A 19214-nucleotide genomic window follows, 5' to 3' on the forward strand; every position below is an offset into this window, starting at 1 on the left:
GGAAGGGTCTGATGAGGGCGCCACACGGCCCTTGTGTCAATCCTATTCCACTGACAGCAGCGCTCTGACGACGATCGCCGAACCCAGCAGAGGCGTGTTGGAAAGACCTGAATTCGGCGCCCCGCCATCCGCCCTATGGGCACCTTCCCCCCGAGGGGGAGAAGAGGGAATCGAGAGGTTGCGGCTATCCCCTTCGCCCCGTCAGAACAGGCAGAAGGTGCCGGCAGGCGGTTGAGGGGCAGCCGCCAAATCGTCAAAACGGCCGCAATGGTCTGGTTGATTTCGGCGGGGCCGGCGCATCGCGCCCTGCGAAAATCGGATTGAATGTTCTACTAATAGAAAATTGTAGAAAGAATTCTTTCAATTCGCGGCAATCGCCCTAGATTCAAGCAAAATCTGTGCGCAGGGTACTTCCGACGACATGGCCTATCAAAACCGGGGACGACGCCCCGCTCCATTATTTCCGCTGGCGGATATACCGGGCGACTTGCGGATCTGTGCTATCGATGACCCCTGCCCTGCATCGCCCCAGCCCCGTTCAGGAGGCTCCCCGGAACACCCGGCACAGAATGTTTTCACGATCCATCTTCACTGAAGGAAGCTCATGAGCCGTCTTATCGTCGTTTCCAATCGTGTCCCCATGCCAGCCAAGGATGGGAGCGCCGCGGCCGGCGGGTTGGCCGTCGCATTGCAGGCAGCCCTGCAGGCGCGCGGCGGCATCTGGATGGGATGGTCTGGAGAGTCGAGCGGAGACAAGGAACCCGGTCCGCTGTCGCAGCTGCAGAAGGGCAATATTACCTATGCGCTGACCGATCTCACCGACACCGACGTCGAGGAATATTATCGGGGCTTTGCAAACCGCGTTCTCTGGCCGATCTGTCACTACCGCCTGGATCTTGCCGAATATGGCCGGAAGGAAATGGCCGGCTATTTCCGCGTCAATCGTTTCTTCGCGCACCGGCTGGCGCCGATGATCGAACCTGACGACATCATCTGGGTTCATGATTACCACCTGATTCCGCTGGCGGCCGAACTGCGGCAAATGGGGCTGAAGAACCGGATCGGCTTCTTCCTGCACATTCCCTGGCCGCCGGCCGATATTCTCGTCACCATGCCGGTCCATGAAGAAATCATGCGCGGCCTCTCCCATTACGATCTCGTCGGCTTCCAGACCGATTACGACCTGCAGAACTTCGCCGGTTACCTGAGACGCGAGGGCATCGGCGACGACCTCGGAAACGGGTTGTTCGATTCCCACGGGCGGATCTTCAAGGCCGGCGCCTATCCGATCGGGATCGAGACCGCTGCTTTCGCCGAATTCGCCGAGAGCGCGGCAAACAATGTCATGGTGCAGAAGACCCGGCGCAGCATTGAAGGCCGCGATATGATCATCGGGGTGGATCGCCTCGATTATTCGAAGGGCATCATTCAGCGGCTGGAAGCCTTCGAACGCTTCCTCACCAGCAATCCTGCCTACCAGAACAAGGTCACCTATCTGCAGGTCACGCCGAAATCGCGATCGGAAGTCCCCGAATACGAGCATATGCAGAAGATGGTCGCCGAACAGGCCGGCCGCGTGAACGGCGCTATCGGAACGGTCGACTGGGTGCCGATCCGCTATGTCAACCGATCGATCAGCCGCAACGTGCTCGCCGGCCTCTACCGCCTGGCAACCATCGGGCTGGTCACGCCGTTGCGCGACGGCATGAATCTCGTCGCCAAGGAATATGTCGCCGCCCAGGATCCGGACCGGCCGGGCGTCCTGGTGCTATCGCGCTTCGCCGGCGCGGCACGCGAGTTGAAGGGCGCGCTGCTGGTCAACCCTTACGATGTCGAGGGCACTGCCAATGCCCTTGCCAGGGGGCTCGCCATGTCGATTGCGGAGCGCCGCGACCGCTGGAGCATGATGATGGAACATCTGCTCTCGCACGACGTCTCGCTGTGGTGCGAAGCCTTCCTGCGAGACCTGGTGACCGCTCCAGAGCTCGGCCGTAGCGTGGCTCCCCAGGCAGCCTCCTCCTGATCGATCGGCGTCCGCATGAGTCGTCGAAGGCCACGACGCAAGGGCTGGCTGCGGCACTGGCGAAAGCGTTAAAAATGTCCCTCACCCTAACCCTCTCCCCGTAAACGGGGCGAGGGGACGTGCCACACGCAATGTTGGCGGGGGAAACGGAGAGATCGCGGCTATCCCCCTTCGCCCCGCAAGCGGGGAGAAGGTGCCGGCAGGCGGATGAGGGGCTGATGCTCGCTTAAGCCTTAAAGCCCGATCTCATGCGCCCAGGGCGGATTGGCGCCAGCGCGGGAGACGGTGACGGCGGCGGCTTTGGCGCCTAGCGTCAGGGCGTTGCGCAGTGCCTGTTCGTCAAGCGAAGCGACCTGCCGCTTGGTTAGCAGATTATCCATCTTCAGCGAAGCCAGCACGCCGGCATCGAAAGTGTCGCCGGCGCCGACCGTGTCGACGACCGCAACGCGCTGGCTCGGCACCGTCACTTTGCGCTCCCTGGTATAGCCGGAAGCGCCTTCCGCGCCCTTGGTGATGACGACGAGCTTGGCGCCATGATCGAGCCAATGGGCGGCGAGCGCATCATGATCGCCTGAAAGGCCGAACCATTCGAGGTCTTCGTCGGAGAACTTCACGATATCGGACTTGGCGGCCATGCGCTTGATGCGGGCCATATGCGCTGCCTTGTCCTTGATGAAACCGGGGCGGATGTTCGGATCCAGCGAGATCACGCGGGTGGACGCTTCGCGGTCGAGCAGGGCTTCGTAGGTTTCGCCGCAGGGGCTCGGGATCAGGCTGATCGCGCCGAAATGCAGCGCTTCGCAATCATCGCCAAGCGTCGGCAGGTCGGCCTCGGTGATCATGCGGCCGGCCGTGCCCTCGTCATAGAAGGCATAGGTCGCCTGGCCGTTGACCAACTTGACGAAGGCGATCGTCGAGGGCCGCGCGGTGATGGCGCATGGGCTGTAATCGACGTTGGCTGCCTTGAGCGTCGTCAGCAGAATTTCGCCCATCATGTCATCGGCGATGCCGGTGAAGAAGGCAGTGGGGATACCGAGGCGGCCAAGCGCGATGGCGGTATTGAAGATCGCGCCGCCGGCATAGGGCGCAAAGCCCTTTTCACCACGGGTGGTATCCCTCGGCAGCATGTCGATCAGGGCTTCGCCGCAGCACAAAATCATCGGATTCCTCCCAACAGCATTTATATCTTCATCAACCGCTTAAGTGAGCTTTTGTCAACTGCCTAGAGCGAAAGCTCACTCACTCCACCATTCCGCCCCGACCAGGCGAGCGGCGCATCGAGGAAGGCCTCGACCTCTTCAAGGGTCTTCTCGTCGAAAAGCTTCTGCTCCCTGGCGACGGCCAGAACATTGCGCCAGGTGGCAATGTAATGCAGCCGGACCTTGCCGTTGGTAAAACGCTGATCGCCGAAAATGCCGTAAAAGAACAGAGCGATGCCGTGATCGACAATGCCGCCGGCGGCGCGGATGGCGTCGATGAATTTGAACATGCTGCCGCCCGCCGTCGTCAGGTCCTCGATGACGAGCACGCGCGAACCTTCCGGCATAGCGCCTTCGATCTGCGCGTTGCGGCCATGACCCTTCGGCTGTTTGCGGACATAGATCATCGGCAGGCCGAGGCGGTCGGCAAGCAGGGCGGCAAAGGGGATGCCGGCGGTCTCGCCGCCGGCGATGCAATCGAACTGCTCGAAACCGGCATCGCGCAAGAGCGTGCTGGCGGCAAAATCCATGACCGTCGAGCGGATGCGCGGATAGGACAAGAGCTTGCGGCAATCGATATAGACCGGGCTCGCCATGCCGGAGGAGAGTTTATAGGGCTGAGCCGCATTGAAATGAACGGCCTTGATCTCCCAGAGCATCTTGGCCACAAGTTCGGCCATCAGGGCGCGGTCGGGAAATGCGGTCTGGATCATGCGGCTCTCCTTCGGCTTTGTATCCCTGCGGCAATAGCAGCAAGAGCCGGCGGTTTCCAGACACAGCCGAAGCTATTCACTTCAGCAGGCGGGAGATATCGGCGACCTGCATCTTCTTGAACAGAACGATCGCCCGGGCCCCCTCTTCCTTTTCCAACGAAACGGCATACCGAACGGCGGCAGCCACAAGCTGCATAGTCAGCCGCGCGATCGCCAAGAGCTCCCTGCTTTCACGCTGCGGCCACAGGCGGACGAGCACGGCGAGTAAGGCTTGCGCATGAAATTCCATGTCCTCGGCATCGACCTGTTGTAGCAACTTGTCGGTATGGGTCGCATGCCAGATATCGCGCATGACAGGCTCTCGGCGGAAGAAGGCATAATACTCGTCGACAATGTTCGCGAGCGCGCCCGGCAGGGCCTCGGCGCCGCCAACCTTGGCCAGTTCAGCCTCGACACACCGCCTGCCCTCCTCATTGAAGCGCTCGGCCAAGGTCCGGATGATCGCGCTCTTGTCGGGGAAATACTGGTAGAGGGCGCCGAAGGAGAGGCCGGCCTTTTCGACGATCTCGCTCATCTTCAGGCCGTCGCTGCCATGGCTTTCTATCAATTCGGCGGCGACGGCGAGGATCTTTTCGAAGCGGTCGCGGCCGCGCTGCTGACGCGGGATACGGCGAGGCTGGCCAGTTGACTCCTGCTGGCGCCTGCGCGTTGCGACCGGTTGCTCGGACATTCTCTCTCCTTTTCGAAGTTGACAAACAAAATAAGAGAGATTATCTCATTTTGCAAATGAGAGAGTTTCTCTTGTTTTTAAAGCGTGGGAGGAGTTCTAATGCAAACTTCCGAAATTGTCCTCGTCGGTGGGTCCGGAAAGACGGGTGGGCGTATCATCAAGCGTCTGGAAGGGCGGGGCCTCATCATCCGCGCGGCATCGCGCTCCAGCGCAAGGCCCTTCGACTGGGAGGACAGGTCGACCTGGCGCGGCGCGCTTGACGGCGCATCGAGCGCCTATGTCGCGTTCCAGCCGGACCTTGCCGTCGCCTGGGCGGCGGAAGCGATCGAAGCGCTCGCAAAGGTCGCTGTGGAATGCGGCCTTGAGCATATCGTGCTGCTGTCCGGCCGCGGCGAAGAGGGCGCACGGCGGAGCGAAGCGGCGCTGATAGCCTCCGGCATAAACGCCACGATCCTGCGCGCCTCCTGGTTCTGCCAGAATTTCAGCGAGGGCGCCTTTCTGGAGCAGATCCGCGCTGGCCGGCTGCAATTGCCGGCGGGCGAGATCAGCGAACCTTTCATCGATGCTGACGACATTGCCGATGCCGCCGTCGTCGCCCTGACCGATCCCGGCCATCGCAACAGGACTTACGAACTGACCGGCCCGCGGTCGCTGACATTTCGCGCGGCGGCCGCCGAAATCGCCGCAGCCGCCGGGCGGCCGATCGAATATGAGCAGGTGTCGATGGCGGATTTCACCGGCGGGCTTGCGGATGCCGGCCTGCCGCAGGGCCTGATCGATCTGCTGGAGGAGCTCTTCGGCCAAGTGCTCAATGGGCGCAATTCCAACGTGGTCACCGGTGTCGCCGAAATTCTCGGCCGTCCCGCCACCGATTTCAGCGAATATGCCCGCCGGACCGCGGCAACCGGTACATGGAAGGCCTGACCATGCAGATCATCCTGATCCTCTCCCTCGTGGCCGCGGCGATCGGCAGCGGCGTGGTCGCCGGCATCTTCTTCGCCTTCTCGACCTTCATCATGTCCGCCTTCTCGCGGATCCCGGCCGAGCAGGGTATTGCGGCGATGAACTCGATCAACGTGACGATCGTCCGTTCGCCCTTCATGGGCCTCTTCGTGCCGACGGCGGTCCTCTGCCTCCTCATCGCCGTGCTCGCCCTGATCGACTGGCGCGGTGGGGCATCCGCGCTGATGCTGGCTGGCGCCGCCCTCTATCTCCTCGCTTCCTTCGCCTCGACCATCATCTTCAATGTGCCGATGAACGATGCGCTGGCGAAGGTCGGCGGCAACGACCCGGATGCGGTTCAGCTCTGGACCACCTATGTCAGGGACTGGACGAGATGGAACCATGTGCGGACCATCGCCTCGCTGCTCGCCTCCGTCGCCTTCGTGCGGGCGCTGATGATCGTCTGAAAAAAGGCGGAGGCGTTCAAGGAACAGCGTGGCGGCGCGTCTTTCGAGGCGATCCTGCGGATCCCACCTCTGGATGAGGCGGATTGGGGCGGGTGCAGCTTCGCTCCCGCTCCCGCTTCGGTCACCGGCTCCGGAAAGCCCGCCAGGCGGAGATCACGGCGAGCAGCAAGAACAAGCCTGCCAAACCAGCCCACAGAGAACCGCCTTGTGTCAGGTTGTCACCGTCGGGAGTGAGGCAGCTGGATAAGGCTTGCGATATGCAATGTCGGAACTTCCAGTACCGTTCATAGAATAACCATCCGAAGACTATCGACATGAACGCTAAAATCAGGACCGAAACATATTTCATGTGGTTCCCAACCTGCCCGCCAGGACCCATTTCCATCGAAACAAGGTCGATGGTGTGACTGTAGGTTTCAAGAACGGAGATGCAAGCGCCGACATCCTCTTTGTCACCGACAAGCCGGGCTGCGCTGACGACTACGTCTGCTCGCAGAAGGCGATACGATTGCTGAAGGGATCGACGACAGTCATCTCCAACCCCCAGGGCGCTTCCTCCACGCCGGGCTTCATATAGCGGTAATCCTTGCCGGCGAGTTCTGCGTGATAGGCGCGCACATTGGCAACGCGGACGAAGGCCTTGGCGCCCGGACTGGCGTCGCCGGAATGTTCGCTCAAGTGCAGCGCCATGCCCTCACGCGAGACCTGGCAATAGAGCGGGAAGTTTTCGCCGAAGCGATGTTCCCAGTCGAGCGTGAAGCCGAGGAAACCGCAATAGAATTCCATGGCCTTTTCGACAGAAAAGATGCGGAAGATCGGCATCGGCGGCGCGATGCCGATGGCGTCGCGGCCAGAACCCGCCGCGTCGATCTTGGCCGAGAGTATATTCCATTGCTCCAGCCCGAATTGCCGGGCGACGATTTCGAGCGTCTCGCTATGGGTGAGAGAAATATTGCGGTCGGCCAGGGCCTGCCGCAATGTCTTTGCCATGAGCTTGGCATCGCGAAAATCGCGCATCGTGGATCCTTCCGTCGGCGGCAAACAGGACGATCAGTGCCCGCGTCTGCTGATCCGTTCGCCATCGGTCGCCAAACGGCAAGGGATGTGAAGGATGTATCTGGATGCATTCACCATAACGCTGATGCGTCGCGGGGCGGCTGGCCGCATCCGGCCGAGGGCGATACTATGAGACGCGTCGTCCGGGATCAAGACGCCGTGCGCGACGCCTCGAGGGGCACAGCCTGCAGGTGGCCGCCGCGCTTGGCGGCGTAGAGCGCCTTGTCGGCGGCATTTCCGCTTGTGGACCTTCATCATAACTGCTTCTCACCTATCCCGGCCGAACAAGACATCGCCGCGGTGAACTGCGCTGGACGTGCCCTTGAAGCCTCCAGCCGTAATGTGTCACAGATGGGTTGATAGATTGCGATCTAAAGAGCGGTATGTTGCCCCATGGGGTCGAAGGAAAAGAATGTCGAGTGGCCGCTTGGTAGACCGGGCGGGATCCTTCTGACCGTATTATATTTGCCGACTGTACTTGCCGTTTTCGTGAAGAGATCCGGCTTCAACTTTCTGCCGTCGAACGAGTGGACGTCCATGGCCGGCCTTCCTGCTCTTGCCGTCGGCCTGGTTTCTGCGGCATTGCCGGTCTGGCTAATCCTGAGGAGCAAAGGCGAGACTGACGGCGTGAAGAAGGGTTTCGGCCTGCTGCTCGCTCCGGTCGCCGGCTATTTCCTCGGAAAGCATCTCGTCATCATTGCCGTGCCGATGCTATTCGCCTTGATCGCCGGCCATCAGGTGCTTTCCTTCACCGTCGTCGATCCCTATGGCCGGGGCGACTCAAAATGTCCGACACCGGTTCAGGTTGAAGGTGTTCCGATGATATTCGACGAAATTTGCCGCGTCCGTGATGATATCAGGCGAGAACTTGGACCGGGATGGCGGATCGCCGTTGCGGGGCGGGGCACAAGTCTCGGTGTCTTTGCGGATAGTCTGCGCCGGATAGATTGAGGAAATCTCGCCTGCCGGCGCGGTCCGAGATCAAGACGCCGTGCGAGATGCCTCGAGGGGCACAGCCTGCAGGTGGCCGGCAAGCTCGACGCGGTTGCGGCCGGCGCGCTTGGCGACGTAAAGCGCCTTGTCGGCGGCACTCAGCATAGTGTCGAAATCCAGTGTCTGCGAGCGGCCTGGCGCAACGCCGACGCTCACAGTGCATCTCAACACCTCACCGTCGATCGGAATCTCTCGCGCCTCGAAGGCCCTGCGGATCCGCTCAGCCGTCAGTTCGGCCCTGCCTGGCATGACTTCCTTCAGCACCAGCGCAAATTCTTCGCCCCCGAGCCTCGCGGCGGTATCGCCAGGGCGGCAATTGGCGGCGAGTTCCTCGGCGAAGACGGTGATCACGCGGTCGCCGCTCGCATGGCCATAGCGGTCGTTGACGGATTTGAAATGGTCGATATCGAAGACGATGATGGCGGTGGTCGATCCCATTGGGCGCGTGCCGTACTGATCGAAGACGGCGCGGCGGTTGAGCAGGCCGGTCAGCGGGTCGGTGATCGCCTCCAGGCGATGGCGGGCGGCGAGCCGCCATTGATGCAGCGCCAGCGACAGCGCTCCGATCCCGGTCATGCCGGCAATGCAGACGGCGAGGCTCAGGTCTTCGGCCCAGTTGCTCGGCGCCTTTCCGAGCACCAGCGTACCATCGGCAATCAGCACACCGGCACAAAGCACGAAGGAGATCGCCGTCAGCGTATAAAGCGCGGCAATGCCGAGGAGCGGCGCCGGCGCTTCGGCCCGGGCAAGCCAATATTGCCGGGCGGTAGCAAAGAGCAGCAGGGCGATGGCGAGATTTTCGGCGATGAAGGCGAGGCCGTCATAGCCTGATAGCATCGGCACGATGGAAAAGGCCATTGCTGCCAGCGCCCGCATGGCGATGGCGGCAATCGACAGGCGGCCGGTGAGAAACTGTTTGCCGGCACCCCAGATGGTGGCGAAGCCGGCATGAAACAGCATGAAACTGCCGATTGCGAAGGCCATGTCGGGCCGGTTGACATAGGCGCTGTAGACAAAAATGCCGCTGACGACGAGGACGAGACCGATGGTGGCGGTGAGGAGCACGGTCTCGGCCCGGCGAACCAGCCAACTGCCCATCAGGGTCACGGCCAGGCAGGCCGCGGAGACGCCGAGCGCCAGCAAGAGGGAGTTGTAGTCAAGCATCATGCTTCTTCAGTCTCCGCAGCGGTGTCGCGCCGGACGATCGGCAGCGATGGGGGTCCGCGACGAGGAATGTCTTATGCATCCGTTAACAAATGATGCACCGCACAATGAAAATGTTAGGCGCTTAACACGCGTGCAGCACTTAAAATGAATATTCTATTTAAAATAGAAAACGCAGCCGGGATAACACTAGGCCACCACCTGCCAATGCAGGGGAAACATCGGATCGAAAACCGTCACGGGACCGGCGCCGGTTTCTATCTTGGCGGGAAAGACGACCGGTTGGGCCTGCTTCGACAGTGTGATCCGTTCCTCGTTCGGCGACAGCCCATACCAGGCCGGGCCGTTCAGCGAGGCGAAGGCTTCGAGCCTGTCGAGCGCGCCCTCCTCTTCGAAGACATGGGCAAGGCAGCTCATCGTATTGATCGAAGTGTAGATGCCGGCGCAGCCGCAGGCGCATTCCTTCAGCGGATCGACATGCGGGGCGGAATCGGTGCCGAGGAAGAAGCGGGCGTCGCCGCTCACGGCGGCGGCGCGCAGCGCCAGCCGGTGGTTTTCGCGCTTGGCGACCGGCAGGCAGTAATAATGCGGGCGGATGCCGCCGACCAGGATGGCATTGCGGTTGATGATCAGGTGGTGGGTGGTGATCGAGCCGGCGAGATTTGATTTGGCGGCCTGGATGTAATCGATGCCGTCCGCGGTCGTCACATGCTCCATCGTCACCTTCAGCTCGGGCAGGCGCCGGCGCAAGGGATCAAGCACGGTGTCGATGAAGACCGCCTCGCGGTCGAAGATATCGACGTCAGGCGTCGTCACCTCGCCATGGACGCAGAGCGGCAGACCGATCTCAGCCATGCGCTCCAGCACGGGCATCGCCTTTTCCATGTCACGCACGCCGCCATGCGAATTGGTGGTGGCGCCGGCGGGATAAAGCTTGACGGCGGTGATGAGGCCGCTCTTCGCACCCTGCTCGACATCGTCGGGGCTGGTATGTTCGGTCAGATAAAGCGTCATCAGCGGCTGGAAACGGTGGCCATCCGGCAACGCCTTGAGAATGCGCTCGCGATAGGCCTTCGCATCCGCGGTGGTGACGACCGGCGGCACGAGGTTGGGCATGATGATGGCGCGGGCGAAGGTGCGGCTCGTATCGGCGATCACGCCTTCCAGCATGGCGCCGTCGCGCAGATGCAGGTGCCAGTCGTCGGGACGGCGGATGGTGATCGATTTCATGGCAGGCCTCCGAAGCGATGCGTCTGCGGCCTGATAGCACTATACCCCTGAAGAAAACAATTGTCGCGGCGTCACGCCAGCGCGATCTCCAGCGTCACATCCGCCGGGCGGCGGTTTTCGAGGATCAGCCGGCCGTTCGGCAGGTCGTTGCCGTAGACCTTGGCGCTCGCTGCCTCCTCGCTGAGATTGTAACCGCGCCAGCGCGCCCAGAGCCGCTCCTCGAGCACCTCGATCGGCGGCGCCAGCATGATCGAAAAATCGAAGATGCCGTCGAGCTCGGCCCATTTACCCTGCGTGAACAGCAGATAATTGCCCTCGACGATGATGAAACGGTCCTTGGGATCGATCGGCCGGGCCGAGGCGATGGCGAGTTCGCGCGAGCGGTCGAAGACCGGCGCCAGAACCTCCTGGTCGGCCCGGCGGACGGCGCGGATGATATCGAGAAATCCCCTGACATCGAAGGTCTCGGGGATGCCCTTGCGCGCCAAGAGGCCGCGTTCGATCAGGATGGCGTTGTCCATGTGGAAGCCGTCCATCGGCAGGACTGCGGCGCTTTCGCCCTTAGCTTTCAGCGCCGCCGCCAGATTGTCGGCCATGGTCGACTTGCCCGCCCCGGGCGGCCCGGCGACGGCGATCAGGAAACGTCTGGCATCGCCGGCGCGGGATAGCACCTCGCCGGCGATGTCGTCGATGCGGACGCTCATGCCGCAACGGGCTCCGTCGGCACCGCCTTGGCGCCAGTCATGAAGGCGACGGCGTCCGACATGGTGTATTCCTTCGGATTGATCACCGTCAGCCGCCGGCCGAGACGGTGGATATGGATCCGGTCGGCCACCTCGAAGACATGCGGCATGTTGTGCGAGATCAGCACGATGGGCAGGCCGCGGGCGCGCACGTCGAGGATCAGTTCCAGCACGCGCCGGCTTTCCTTGACGCCAAGGGCTGCCGTCGGTTCGTCCATGATGATGACCTTCGAGCCGAAGGCGGCGGCGCGGGCGACGGCAACACCCTGGCGCTGACCGCCGGACAGCGTCTCCACCGCCTGGTTGATGTTCTGGATCGTCATCAGGCCGAGTTCAGAGAGCTTGTTGCGCGCCAGCTTTTCCATCGCCGGCCGGTCGAGCATGCGGAACAGCGAGCCGAGCGGACCTTTTTTGCGGATCTCGCGGCCGAGGAACATGTTGTCGGCGATCGATAGCGCCGGCGACAGCGCGAGGTTCTGGTAGACGGTTTCGATGCCGGCTTCGCGCGCCTCCATCGGCGAACGGAAATGCACCTGCCGGCCTTCGAGCGTGATCACGCCCTCGTCGGGAGTGACCGCGCCCGAAATCGCCTTGATCAGCGACGACTTGCCGGCGCCGTTATCGCCGATGACGGCAAGGATTTCACCCGGGTAGAGGTCGAAATCGGCATTGTCGAGCGCGGTCACGCGTCCATAACGCTTGACGAGGCCGCGGGCGGTGAGAATGGGTTCGACAGCCATGGTCATACCGAAACCTTTCTGATCCACTGATCGATGGCGACGGCGGCGATGATCAGCACGCCGGTCAAAAGGACTTTCCATTGCGGATCGGCGCCGAGCATGTTGAGGCCCATCGACACGACGCCGACGATCATGGCGCCGAACAGCGTGCCGAGAATGGAGCCGCGGCCGCCGAAGAGCGAGATGCCGCCGATCACGGTCGCGGTGATCGCCTGGAGGTTATAATCGGTCACCGCCGAGGACGGCGAGATCGAGCCATTGCGGCCAATCGACACCCAGGCGGCGAAGGCGGCGATGACGCCCGACAGGGTATAGACGGTGAGCAGCACCTTCTTCGTCTGGATACCGGAAAGCTTGGCCGCTTCCGGATCGTCGCCGACCGCATAGACATGCCGGCCCCAGGCGGTGTGGTTGAGCACATACCAGAGCAGCAGCACGAGCAGCACCATGGCGATGACGCCGAGGGTGAGCACGGCGCTGCCGACCCTGAAACTGGCGGCGAAAAGATGCAGCAGCGGCGCCTGTTCGTCGACATCGGTGTCGCGGATCGTCTCATTGGCGGAATAAATGAAATTCGTCGCCATGACGATATTCCAGGTGCCGAGCGTGACGATGAAGGGCGGCAGCTTCATGAAGGCGACGAGAAAGCCGTTCAGCAAGCCGCACAGGCCGCCGACCAGCAGGCCTCCAATCACCGCGATCGGCGTCGGTATGCCGTAGGTGATGGCGACATTGCCCATGATGACGGCCGAGATCACCATGATGACGCCGATCGACAGATCGATGCCGGCGGTCAGGATGACCAGCGTCTGGGCCGCTCCGAGAATGCCGACGATGGCGATCTGCTGCAGGATCAGTGTCAGGGTGTAGGACGAGAAGAACCGTCCGCCGAGCGTTGCCCCGAAGATAACGATCGCCAGCACCAGCACGATCAGCGGCACGGCGGCCGGCGTCGAGTGCAAGAAGTGCTGGGCGCGCTTGATCAGCGGGACATCTTGGTGCTCGAAAGAGGCGACGTTCTTGTCGCTGCCGTCGAGGACGCGTTCGAATTCCTGTGCTCCGGTCATGGTTCCTCCTCCGCATCCGCGCGCCGAACCCGCGCGGAGGCCGTCACTCCTGTTCATCCGTTCGTTGCTTAGCCGGTGGAGCGACGACCCATCGTCCGTCCAAAACGGCCGAGGATCAAGCCCCGGCCGTCTGCTCTTTCAACAGATCGGGCTCAGCCCCAGCACTTGTCCGTGCCTTCCTTGGTATCGATCGACTTGACGCCGGAGACCGGCTTGTCGGTGACGAGCGAGACGCCGGTGTCGAAGAAGGACTTGCCTTCGGTCGGCTTCGGCTTTTCACCCGAGTCGGCGAACTTCTTGATCGCCTCGATACCGAGCGACGCCATCAGCAGCGGATATTGCTGTGAGGTGGCGCCGATGACGCCTTCCTTGACCGACTTGACGCCCGGGCAGCCGCCATCAACCGAGACGATCAGCACGTTCTTTTCCATGCCGACGGCCTTCAGCGCCTGGTAGGCGCCAACAGCGGCCGGCTCGTTGATCGTGTGGATGACGTTGATGCTCGGATCCTTCTGCAGAAGGTTTTCCATGGCCTTGCGGCCGCCTTCCTCGTTGCCGTTGGTCACGTCATGGCCGACGATGCGGCTATCGTCTTCGTCGCCGATCTTGTCCGGGTTCTTCGGGTCGATGCCGAAGCCCATCATGAAGCCCTGGTCGCGCAGAACGTCGACCGTCGGCTGCGACGGCGTCAGGTCGAGGAAGCCGACCTTGGCGTCCTTGGCCTTATCGCCGAGCGTTTCCTTGGCCCACTGGCCGATCAGCTTGCCGGCGAGCAGGTTGTCGGTGGCGAAGGTGGCGTCTGCGGCATCGGCCGGCTCCAGCGGCGTGTCGAGCGCGATGACCAGCAGGCCGGCGTCGCGGGCCTTCTTGACCGCAGGCACGATGCCCTTGGTGTCGGACGCCGTCAGCAGGATGCCCTTGGCGCCGTCGGCGATGCAGCTTTCGATCGCTGCGACCTGGCTTTCGCTGTCACCGTCGATCTTGCCGGCATAGGACTTCAGCGAGACGCCGAGTTCCTTGGCCTTGGCCGTCGCACCTTCCTTCATCTTGACGAAGAAGGGGTTGGTATCGGTCTTGGTGATGAGGCAGGCGGAAACTTCAGCCGCCATCGCCGGAGCGGAAAAAGCGACACCGAGCGCGAGCGCGCCGAAAGCGAGAACTGATTTCTTCATGAACTCCTCCCAGAGTTTGCCGGCGCCGCCCCTGCGGGCCGGAATTTTCGAAATGTGACACTTCGCTTCGGTCGCGCTTGGTTTCCGAAGCTGCCTGTGCCCTTGACGACGGCAATTAAGGGGGAAAGAAATCCGCTTGTCAATAAATAAATCCAATTGAATTATTAATTCGATGTGGCATGCTCGGTCGAATTAGGGTGTCCAGTGCCGGCGCGTTTCTGACGCAAAAGGCGCTGTACCGCTTTGAGCTGCCGCAGGATTTCTCCTCGAATCGATCCCAATGGAGGAATCATGCGGGAGGCAGCGCTCGGGAGGAGCGGCCATGTCGTCTTTGGATGGACCGGAACACACGCCGGTCCCGCCGCCGATTCTAAATCCGGCCGGCGGTGCGAACCAGGTCAGGGTGCGGGCCTATAACGAACGGCTCGTGCTGTCGCTGGTGCGCCTCTACGGCGCGCTGTCGAAGGCCGATATCGCGCGCCGCAGCGGGCTGTCGGCGCAGACCGTCTCGGTGATCATGCGGGTCTTGGAAAAGGAAGGGCTGCTGTCGCGCGGCGCGCCGGTGCGCGGCCGTGTCGGCCAGCCGTCGATCCCGATGCATCTCAATCCCGACGCCGTCTATTCCTTCGGCCTGAAGATGGGCCGGCGCAGCGCCGATCTGGTGCTGATGGATTTTGTCGGCCGCATCCGCATGCAGCTGCACCAGACCTATGCCTATCCGCTGCCGCAAGACATCCTCGCCTTCGTCACCTCGGGCATCGAGGAGATCGAAAGCCGGCTCGACGACAAGCAGCGCAGCCGCATTGCCGGTCTCGGCATCGCCGCCCCCTTCGAGCTGTGGAACTGGGCCGAAGAGGTAGGTGCGCCACCGGGCGCCATGGAGGTCTGGCGGGAGGTCGACCTGCAGTCCGATATCGCCGCGCGTGTCTCCCACCCCGTCTTCCTGCAGAACGATGCGACCAGCGCCTGCGGCGCCGAGCTTGTCTTCGGCGTCGGCCCCTCCTATCCCGACTTCGTCTACTTCTTCATCGGCTCCTTCATCGGCGGCGGCATCGTCCTGAATTCGTCGATTTTTTCCGGCCGTACCGGCACGGCAGGAGCGATCGGACCCCTGCCCGTGCGCGACAGGAACGGCGAAACCAAGCAGCTGCTGGAGATCGCCTCGATCTTCGTGCTCGAAAACATGCTGCGCGAGCGCGGCATCGATCCCGAGCCACTGTGGTATTCGGCCGACGACTGGGTGGATTTCGGCGAGCCGATGGAGGCCTGGATACAGGATAGTGCCAAGGCGCTCGCCCAGGCGATCGTCGCCGCCGCCTCGATCGTCGACTTCAGCGCCGCCGTCATCGACGGCGGCTTTCCCCATTGGGTGCGCAGTCGCATCGTGCAGGCGACGATCGACGAAGCCGCCAAGCTCGACCTGCAGGGCGTCGTCATGCCCGAAATCATCGAGGGCGCGGTCGGCGCGCAGTCACGCGCCATCGGCGGTGCCAGCCTGCCGATCTTTGCGCGTTACCTCACCGACCAGAACGTACTCTTCAAGGAGGTAGACCATGCTGAAGGGACTTGATCCGCTGTTGAGCCCGGAGTTGCTTTTCACGCTTCGGGCCATGGGCCACGGCGACGAGATCGCCATCGTCGATGGCAATTATCCCGGCGTCGAACATGCCCGCCGCCTGATCCGGCTCGACGGCCATCGCCTCATTCCGGTGCTCAACGCCGTGCTCAGCGTGCTGCCGATCGATGATTTCGTGCCGGAAGCGATCTTCCGCTCGACCGTCAAGGCCGAGCGCGACAAGCTCGATCCCGTGCATGAGGAGATGATAGACTGTTGCGCCCGCCACGAGCCGCACCGGCAGGTGGTGCCGTTGGTCGGCCAGGATTTCTACGGTCGGGTGCGCGCCGCCCATGCGCTGATCCAGACCAGCGAGCCCAGGCTCTACGCCAACATCATCCTGCGCAAGGGAGTGATCTATCCGAAGGAGGCCGGTGCGCAGGCCGAAGTGGATCCGTTCGTTTACTGAATAGGCAACGTAAAGGACGCTCCGACCTGAATCTATCTGCCGGCGTCACCCGTCTATTTCAACTTCCGCTTCGCAGTTGACGGGCGCATTCAAAGGGATGGCCATGCCGATGGAGGAGCGGGCGTGGGCGCCGGCGTCGGGACCGTAGAGCTCCAGGATCAGATCGGAATAGCCGTTGGTGACCCGCGGCGTTTCGTTGAAACCTGGAGCGACATTCACCATGGCGAAGACGCGCAGCCATGCCGTGACCCGGTCGAGGTCTCCGACGGCTCGCTTAAGACTGGCGAGATGGGCCAGTGCAACGAGCCGCGCCGACGCGTATCCCTCCTCCGGCGAAACCTCGGCGCCAACCTTGCCAAGGGGATTTGCCAATGTTCCATCGCGGTTGCAGGCGACATGGCCGGAAATATACGCTCGCTTGCCACGCAGGCGGACCCAGGCGAAGGGCATGCGCAGCCCCTCGCGAACCTTCAAAGGCTCGGGCAGTTCCAGACCCATTTCGGCCAGGCGTTGTTCGATGATCGCCATAATGCACCTCCCGGTGTGATCAGAGCATGACCCGCCAAAGTGGGCAGGACTTTGCAACCCGAACCGCGGCACGGTTCCGGGCGATATGCCTCAGGGTACGTTTGCGTCGAGCTCCGGCATCAGAACCACGCTCTCATTGGCCGCGGGGTCGTTGCGGGCGCCGAGGAATTCGGCGTCTTCGCTGCTGCGGTTGACGGCGACATGCGGAACGCCGGCCGGAATGAACAGGTAATCGCCGGGGCGGATCGTTTCGCACCGTTCGAGTGCTGATCCGGACCAGATCTCGATTTCCCGCCCCGCGGTCATCAAAAGCGCCGTCTCGTGTCCCTCATGGCGATGGGCGCTGGTCCGCCGCCCCGCAGGCAGCGAAATCGTCCCGAGCCACAGCATGGTCGATCCGGCGCTGTCAGCCGAGACGCCGGAGCGATAGACCGATCCCTGCCTGGCGACATGGCTGCCGCCGGCGCGGACGACACTCGCAAGGAATGGTTCCGATTTCTTCGGTTGCGTTGCCTGATTCGTCATCGCTCTCACCACTTTGACCGCTGCAATGGAACCACTCTGCGCGCTCAACCGGCACAAGTCCTGAAGCGAGGCCGAAAAATTCCGAAAAGCTGCGAAATCGGCGTATCATCGAACCCCATGCACACCCAGCACCTCGCATTCGGCCACTTCGATTTCACTGCTGAAAACGGATGTCTGCTCCGCGACAACAGGCCTGTCGCCATCGGCGCCCGTGGCGCTTCGCTGCTCGACGCACTGCTTTCGGCACAGGGAGGTGTGGTCTCGAAGTCCGCCTTGATGGATGCTGTTTGGCCGGGTCTGGCCGTCGAGGAAAGCAACCTGTCCGTTCAGATCGCCGCCCTTCGCAAGCTGCTCGGGCCCGCATCGGACGGCAGCGAATGGATCGTCACGGTCCCACGGGTCGGATACCGATTTTCCGGTGAGGTGGAGAGCCGCACCGGCGAAGCCGATAACGCCCGGCACGGCGGAACCAGTCCGATCCTGGCGATTGCCGTGCTGCCGTTCGAAAATCTCGGCGGCGACGCTGAACGGCAATATCTCGCCGATGGTATCGCCGACGACCTGATCATGGCGCTTGCCCGGTTCAGATGGTTCCGCGTCGCCTCACGGGCGGCGAGTTTCAGCAGGAGGAATGGCTCGAAGGATCCGCAGGCTATCGCGCGCGACCTCGGCGTCAATTTCCTGGTGGATGGGGCCATCCGGCAGAACGGCGATCGAATCCGGATATCGGTGCACCTCGCCGACACCGCCAAAGGCGCCACCGTCTGGTCCGAACATTACGATCTCCAGCTGGCCGAGCTCTTTGCGGTGCAGGATGCCATCGCCGAGCGGATCGCTGCGGCGGTCGAGCCCGAACTGCTGCTGCGCCATGGGCTTCCGGTCGCCCCCCACACCGGCAACATCACGGCCTGGGATCTCGTGCGGCAAGGCACGTTCAATTTTCACAAGGTCACGCAGCCCACCCACCTTCTCGCGCGCCGTTTCTTCCGCGACGCGGCCGAGCTCGATCCCATGCTTCCAGAAGCGCAGATCTGGCTGGCGCGGGTGAATGCCGGCCTCATCGCCTACGGCTGGACTGATAACCCTGCGGAAGACGGCAAGGAAGGATTGGATGCGGCGTTACGGGCAATCTATCTCGACGCGCGAAATCCGTACTCGCATTATGCGCTGGCGATCGTCTCGGCTTACACAGGCCGGCCCGAGCAGGCGATACTGGCGGCGGAGCGGTCGATCGAACTCGGTTCGAGCTTCGCCCTGGGGCATCTCGTCCTCGGCATGGCCCGTCTGTTTTCCGGCGATGCGGCCGGCGCGCGCAAACCGCTGGCCCACGGCCTCGAACTCAACTCCCATGATCCGCAGAACGGCGTCTGGTTCAGCCTGCTGATGCTCGCAGGGTTCTTTTCCGGCGACGTTGAAGGCGCGCTCGAGACCGGGCGCACGGCGCTAAAGGCGCGGCCTGACTGGCCGGCGCTGCTGCGCATTCAGGCCTGCTGCCACTGGGCCGTCGGAGATTGCCAGCAGGCTCGCCGCTTTGCGGCCACGGCAAGCGATCTTCCCGAAGCTGCCGCCGATGCGCTCGGTCCGTTCAGAGATGGCAACAGGGAATGGGCGGCCCGCCTGGCAGAACTGCTGCGCGAGGTGGAACGTTGAAACCCGTCAAACTGACCGACCTTCGGTGACGGCAGTGCTCACGATGTCGCGGCCCGCGGTCGCCTCTGGCCGACGTCGCACCGACAATAGCCGTCCAGCATTGCTCCCGTCGCGCCTGCAGCCCGTCCGAATTGCGGCGAAGATATCCATTACGCGCAGCGAAACATCCCTGCCTCGGCCCCGGAAACGCGGGGTTAACCTTCGAAGACCACACTCTTCTCGGACTTATCAATGCCCCGCTAGAAGTG

Annotated in this window: 19 protein-coding genes; 7 read left to right on the forward strand and 12 right to left on the reverse strand. The window is 62.6% G+C overall.

The annotated features are described in order from the left end of the window. Positions 1–604 precede the first annotated feature (604 nt). A complete protein-coding gene (gene otsA / locus GA0061105_RS07585) occupies positions 605–2023 on the forward strand; it encodes an alpha,alpha-trehalose-phosphate synthase (UDP-forming) (protein WP_092749196.1) in 1419 nt (472 codons plus the stop codon). 233 nt (positions 2024–2256) lie between these two features. Here the strand turns inward: otsA and GA0061105_RS07590 are convergent, their stop codons facing one another. The 3 genes from GA0061105_RS07590 to GA0061105_RS07600 all read right to left on the reverse strand — a co-directional run bounded on the left by GA0061105_RS07590 (position 2257) and on the right by GA0061105_RS07600 (position 4665). Then, positions 2257–3183 carry a carbohydrate kinase family protein gene (locus tag GA0061105_RS07590; RefSeq protein ID WP_092749198.1) on the reverse strand — a complete coding sequence of 309 codons (927 nt, stop codon included), beginning with the start codon at positions 3181–3183 and terminating at the stop codon, positions 2257–2259. A 62-nt stretch (positions 3184–3245) separates the two neighbouring features. Beyond that, positions 3246–3935 carry an orotate phosphoribosyltransferase gene (locus tag GA0061105_RS07595; RefSeq protein ID WP_064693640.1) on the reverse strand — a complete coding sequence of 230 codons (690 nt, stop codon included), beginning with the start codon at positions 3933–3935 and terminating at the stop codon, positions 3246–3248. Positions 3936–4011: 76 nt separating this feature from the next. Then, the gene (locus GA0061105_RS07600; protein ID WP_092749200.1) at positions 4012–4665 is read right to left on the reverse strand and encodes a TetR/AcrR family transcriptional regulator; all 654 of its coding nucleotides are present in this window, start codon (positions 4663–4665) and stop codon (positions 4012–4014) included. A 99-nt stretch (positions 4666–4764) separates the two neighbouring features. Between GA0061105_RS07600 and GA0061105_RS07605 the strand changes: the two genes are divergently transcribed. Together GA0061105_RS07605 and GA0061105_RS07610 are read left to right on the forward strand one after the other, a co-directional pair. Beyond that, positions 4765–5589 (forward strand): Rossmann-fold NAD(P)-binding domain-containing protein, encoded by an 825-nt coding sequence (locus GA0061105_RS07605; protein ID WP_092749202.1) that lies wholly within the window; start codon positions 4765–4767, stop codon positions 5587–5589. After that, a complete protein-coding gene (locus GA0061105_RS07610) occupies positions 5577–6074 on the forward strand; it encodes an anthrone oxygenase family protein (RefSeq protein ID WP_208601632.1) in 498 nt (165 codons plus the stop codon). Before GA0061105_RS07605 ends, GA0061105_RS07610 begins: the two co-directional genes overlap by 13 nt. A 480-nt stretch (positions 6075–6554) precedes the next feature. Here the strand turns inward: GA0061105_RS07610 and GA0061105_RS07620 are convergent, their stop codons facing one another. After that, positions 6555–7091, reverse strand: coding sequence for a glyoxalase superfamily protein (locus tag GA0061105_RS07620; protein ID WP_064693637.1), 537 nt, complete (start codon positions 7089–7091; stop codon positions 6555–6557). 576 nt (positions 7092–7667) lie between these two features. Between GA0061105_RS07620 and GA0061105_RS07625 the strand changes: the two genes are divergently transcribed. Beyond that, the gene (locus GA0061105_RS07625) at positions 7668–8081 is read left to right on the forward strand and encodes a hypothetical protein (protein WP_245304231.1); all 414 of its coding nucleotides are present in this window, start codon (positions 7668–7670) and stop codon (positions 8079–8081) included. Between the two features lie 30 nt (positions 8082–8111). On the opposite strand, the gene GA0061105_RS07630 is transcribed toward GA0061105_RS07625, so the two are convergent. The 6 genes from GA0061105_RS07630 to GA0061105_RS07655 form a co-directional block, all read right to left on the reverse strand. Beyond that, positions 8112–9290, reverse strand: a complete 1179-nt coding sequence (locus GA0061105_RS07630) for a GGDEF domain-containing protein (protein ID WP_092749206.1) — start codon at positions 9288–9290, stop codon at positions 8112–8114. 186 nt (positions 9291–9476) lie between these two features. After that, a complete protein-coding gene (pyrC, locus tag GA0061105_RS07635) occupies positions 9477–10517 on the reverse strand; it encodes a dihydroorotase (protein ID WP_092749208.1) in 1041 nt (346 codons plus the stop codon). Positions 10518–10588: 71 nt separating this feature from the next. Next, complete coding sequence (locus GA0061105_RS07640) at positions 10589–11221, reverse strand: nucleoside triphosphate hydrolase (protein ID WP_092749210.1); 633 nt, start codon at positions 11219–11221, stop codon at positions 10589–10591. After that, complete coding sequence (locus tag GA0061105_RS07645) at positions 11218–12000, reverse strand: ATP-binding cassette domain-containing protein (RefSeq protein WP_064707825.1); 783 nt, start codon at positions 11998–12000, stop codon at positions 11218–11220. Before GA0061105_RS07645 ends, GA0061105_RS07640 begins: the two co-directional genes overlap by 4 nt. Before the next feature lie 2 nt (positions 12001–12002). Continuing rightward, the gene (locus tag GA0061105_RS07650) at positions 12003–13067 is read right to left on the reverse strand and encodes an ABC transporter permease (RefSeq protein WP_064693631.1); all 1065 of its coding nucleotides are present in this window, start codon (positions 13065–13067) and stop codon (positions 12003–12005) included. Positions 13068–13219: 152 nt separating this feature from the next. Further along, positions 13220–14239 carry a sugar ABC transporter substrate-binding protein gene (locus GA0061105_RS07655; protein ID WP_064707889.1) on the reverse strand — a complete coding sequence of 340 codons (1020 nt, stop codon included), beginning with the start codon at positions 14237–14239 and terminating at the stop codon, positions 13220–13222. Positions 14240–14561: 322 nt separating this feature from the next. On the opposite strand from GA0061105_RS07655, the gene GA0061105_RS07660 reads away from it, so the two are divergent. Together GA0061105_RS07660 and GA0061105_RS07665 are read left to right on the forward strand one after the other, a co-directional pair. Then, positions 14562–15809 carry an ROK family transcriptional regulator gene (locus tag GA0061105_RS07660; protein WP_064693629.1) on the forward strand — a complete coding sequence of 416 codons (1248 nt, stop codon included), beginning with the start codon at positions 14562–14564 and terminating at the stop codon, positions 15807–15809. Then, positions 15793–16263, forward strand: a complete 471-nt coding sequence (locus tag GA0061105_RS07665) for an RbsD/FucU family protein (protein ID WP_064693628.1) — start codon at positions 15793–15795, stop codon at positions 16261–16263. Before GA0061105_RS07660 ends, GA0061105_RS07665 begins: the two co-directional genes overlap by 17 nt. Positions 16264–16308: 45 nt before the next feature. Here GA0061105_RS07665 and GA0061105_RS07670 read toward each other — a convergent pair whose 3' ends face one another. Further along, on the reverse strand, positions 16309–16791 hold the full coding sequence (locus GA0061105_RS07670) for a RidA family protein (RefSeq protein ID WP_092749212.1): 483 nt from the start codon (positions 16789–16791) through the stop codon (positions 16309–16311). 90 nt (positions 16792–16881) lie between these two features. Next, on the reverse strand, positions 16882–17316 hold the full coding sequence (locus GA0061105_RS07675) for a cupin domain-containing protein (protein ID WP_064693626.1): 435 nt from the start codon (positions 17314–17316) through the stop codon (positions 16882–16884). A 117-nt stretch (positions 17317–17433) separates the two neighbouring features. On the opposite strand from GA0061105_RS07675, the gene GA0061105_RS07680 reads away from it, so the two are divergent. After that, complete coding sequence (locus GA0061105_RS07680) at positions 17434–18966, forward strand: winged helix-turn-helix domain-containing tetratricopeptide repeat protein (protein WP_092749214.1); 1533 nt, start codon at positions 17434–17436, stop codon at positions 18964–18966. The last annotated feature ends 248 nt before the right edge of the window (positions 18967–19214 follow it).

Source organism: Rhizobium aethiopicum (assembly GCF_900094625.1).
Classification (GTDB): Bacteria; Pseudomonadota; Alphaproteobacteria; order Rhizobiales; family Rhizobiaceae; genus Rhizobium; species Rhizobium aethiopicum.

What these genes read in the sequence shown, in the direction of transcription:
- otsA (WP_092749196.1), top strand. Translation starts at nt 605, where the DNA reads ATGAGCCGTCTTATCGTCGTTTCCAATCGTGTCCCCATGCCAGCCAAG.
- GA0061105_RS07590 (WP_092749198.1), bottom strand. Translation starts at nt 3,183, where the DNA reads ATGATTTTGTGCTGCGGCGAAGCCCTGATCGACATGCTGCCGAGGGAT.
- GA0061105_RS07595 (WP_064693640.1), bottom strand. Translation starts at nt 3,935, where the DNA reads ATGATCCAGACCGCATTTCCCGACCGCGCCCTGATGGCCGAACTTGTG.
- GA0061105_RS07600 (WP_092749200.1), bottom strand. Translation starts at nt 4,665, where the DNA reads ATGTCCGAGCAACCGGTCGCAACGCGCAGGCGCCAGCAGGAGTCAACT.
- GA0061105_RS07605 (WP_092749202.1), top strand. Translation starts at nt 4,765, where the DNA reads ATGCAAACTTCCGAAATTGTCCTCGTCGGTGGGTCCGGAAAGACGGGT.
- GA0061105_RS07610 (WP_208601632.1), top strand. Translation starts at nt 5,577, where the DNA reads ATGGAAGGCCTGACCATGCAGATCATCCTGATCCTCTCCCTCGTGGCC.
- GA0061105_RS07620 (WP_064693637.1), bottom strand. Translation starts at nt 7,091, where the DNA reads ATGCGCGATTTTCGCGATGCCAAGCTCATGGCAAAGACATTGCGGCAG.
- GA0061105_RS07625 (WP_245304231.1), top strand. Translation starts at nt 7,668, where the DNA reads ATGGCCGGCCTTCCTGCTCTTGCCGTCGGCCTGGTTTCTGCGGCATTG.
- GA0061105_RS07630 (WP_092749206.1), bottom strand. Translation starts at nt 9,290, where the DNA reads ATGATGCTTGACTACAACTCCCTCTTGCTGGCGCTCGGCGTCTCCGCG.
- pyrC (WP_092749208.1), bottom strand. Translation starts at nt 10,517, where the DNA reads ATGAAATCGATCACCATCCGCCGTCCCGACGACTGGCACCTGCATCTG.
- GA0061105_RS07640 (WP_092749210.1), bottom strand. Translation starts at nt 11,221, where the DNA reads ATGAGCGTCCGCATCGACGACATCGCCGGCGAGGTGCTATCCCGCGCC.
- GA0061105_RS07645 (WP_064707825.1), bottom strand. Translation starts at nt 12,000, where the DNA reads ATGGCTGTCGAACCCATTCTCACCGCCCGCGGCCTCGTCAAGCGTTAT.
- GA0061105_RS07650 (WP_064693631.1), bottom strand. Translation starts at nt 13,067, where the DNA reads ATGACCGGAGCACAGGAATTCGAACGCGTCCTCGACGGCAGCGACAAG.
- GA0061105_RS07655 (WP_064707889.1), bottom strand. Translation starts at nt 14,239, where the DNA reads ATGAAGAAATCAGTTCTCGCTTTCGGCGCGCTCGCGCTCGGTGTCGCT.
- GA0061105_RS07660 (WP_064693629.1), top strand. Translation starts at nt 14,562, where the DNA reads ATGTCGTCTTTGGATGGACCGGAACACACGCCGGTCCCGCCGCCGATT.
- GA0061105_RS07665 (WP_064693628.1), top strand. Translation starts at nt 15,793, where the DNA reads ATGCTGAAGGGACTTGATCCGCTGTTGAGCCCGGAGTTGCTTTTCACG.
- GA0061105_RS07670 (WP_092749212.1), bottom strand. Translation starts at nt 16,791, where the DNA reads ATGGCGATCATCGAACAACGCCTGGCCGAAATGGGTCTGGAACTGCCC.
- GA0061105_RS07675 (WP_064693626.1), bottom strand. Translation starts at nt 17,316, where the DNA reads ATGACGAATCAGGCAACGCAACCGAAGAAATCGGAACCATTCCTTGCG.
- GA0061105_RS07680 (WP_092749214.1), top strand. Translation starts at nt 17,434, where the DNA reads ATGCACACCCAGCACCTCGCATTCGGCCACTTCGATTTCACTGCTGAA.